At 65.7% G+C, this 1,443-nt stretch carries 2 protein-coding genes and 1 pseudogene; all 3 read left to right on the top strand.

Annotated features, from left to right (window positions below):
* Nucleotides 1-422 (top strand): DUF2924 domain-containing protein (locus FMQ63_RS37715; protein ID WP_141277056.1); only part of this gene is annotated, 422 nt, incomplete at its 5' end.
* 8 nt (nt 423-430) lie between these two features.
* On the top strand, nt 431-793 hold the full coding sequence (locus tag FMQ63_RS37095; RefSeq protein WP_020479125.1) for a hypothetical protein: 363 nt from the start codon (nt 431-433) through the stop codon (nt 791-793).
* A 369-nt stretch (nt 794-1,162) separates the two neighbouring features.
* Nucleotides 1,163-1,443: pseudogene (locus tag FMQ63_RS37090) on the top strand (hypothetical protein); the annotation flags it as partial.

The following is a 1,443-nucleotide window of genomic DNA, read 5'->3' as shown; positions in this document are numbered from 1 at the left end:
CCCCTCCTCCGGCCCCTGCTGCACCGGCCACCACCTCGGCCGAGGGCACGCAGCCCGCTCGCCAGCGCGGGCGCTTCGCGGGCATGTCGCTGCAGCAATTGCAGGAGAAGTACCGCGAAGTCGTCGGGCGTCCGACGGGCAGCAGCAACGTCTCCTACCTCCAGTGGAAGATTCGGGAGGCGGAGGCTGGACGAATCAACGTAGGCCCGCGTCCCGAGCGCGAGGTGAAGGTGCGCGAGGACGGCAAGCGCGTCATCCCTCTCTCCTTCGACGCAGAGGCCCTGGACGCCCTGGACAAGGCCTGGCGCGACGCGGGCCTGCCGAGCCGGACCCGCTTCTTTATGCGCGCGGTGCACCGGGAACTCACGGCCATGGGCGCCACCCAGGCCGCCGAGCACTTCGCTCCGAAGGCCGAGGAGTAGGGCCCAGCATGGCGACAAAGGAACAAGCCACCGACGCCCTCGTGTCGGTGGCACTTCGCAAGGCGCTCGCGGGGGCCCGTGTGGAGGTGAAGCTGGCCCTTCACAGCAGCGGCTGCGAGCTACAGCCGGAAGTCGAGGTCGCATTCCCCCAGGGCACCTCCTCACGCCAGCGCAACGCGGCGCTCCACCTTCTCGCCGCACAGGTGGAGCTGCGCACCACGATTCAGGAGCACTGGCTCGTCGAATCGGAGGTCCTCGACGACGGCAATAGAGGCCGCATCTATCTGGTGCTGCTCGGCGTCGGCGGGCCTTGGCCGACGCGTGAAGAGGCAGAGCGAGGGCTGCAAGTCCTGCACAGTGCCCTCCGCTGACATGGGTATGCGGGCGGCGGCACGAGCTGCCGCCCTGAAGGGACGCAGTCGATATGACACCTGAAGAAGCAAAGCTCACGAAGAAGCTGAGAGCCCAAGAGTCCGTCCGACGCCCAACCAACCCTCGTCACTGCTGGGCAGTTGTAAAGAAGCCCAGCACCGGCAGCGGGTTTGCGAGGAATTTCGGCCTGTACGGCAACTGCGAACACCGCCCCCGGAAGGGCATGAGGACCTGCACCATCCACAGAGACAGAGAAGAGGCTGCACAGGCCTTGGGTGGCATCTGAGCCGCTTTCAATGGGGGACGTCTGCCCCGCCACCGTTTTCTCTTCACCAAGCCCTCATTCAACGCAGCATCACGAGAACAACATGAAGACACGCAGCGAATTGGACGCGATGACTGTCAAGCAGCTACGTCGCTACGTCATCGACCGCGGACTCAGCTTCCCCTACCTGGGCGAGAGCAAGAAGGCTGAGATCATCAACAAGCTGATTCAGTTCCGAGCCGCGCGGGAGGACGAAACGTCCGCCCCGCCAAAGGCCGAGTTGCCCGGACCCAAGCACCACGCTCTGGCCACCCCCACCCCAGCGCCGACTCATCCGTTGTCAAACCCCGCAGCCCGCGGAGTCCACATTCCGCTGTCGAACCC

The organism is Myxococcus sp. CA005, assembly GCF_006518205.1.
GTDB classification, from domain to species: Bacteria; Myxococcota; Myxococcia; order Myxococcales; family Myxococcaceae; genus Myxococcus; species Myxococcus xanthus.
Note: the sequence above shows the minus strand (reverse complement) of the source record. Positions and strands in the feature narration are given on the sequence as shown.

What these genes read in the sequence shown, in the direction of transcription:
- FMQ63_RS37095 (WP_020479125.1), top strand. Translation starts at nt 431, where the DNA reads ATGGCGACAAAGGAACAAGCCACCGACGCCCTCGTGTCGGTGGCACTT.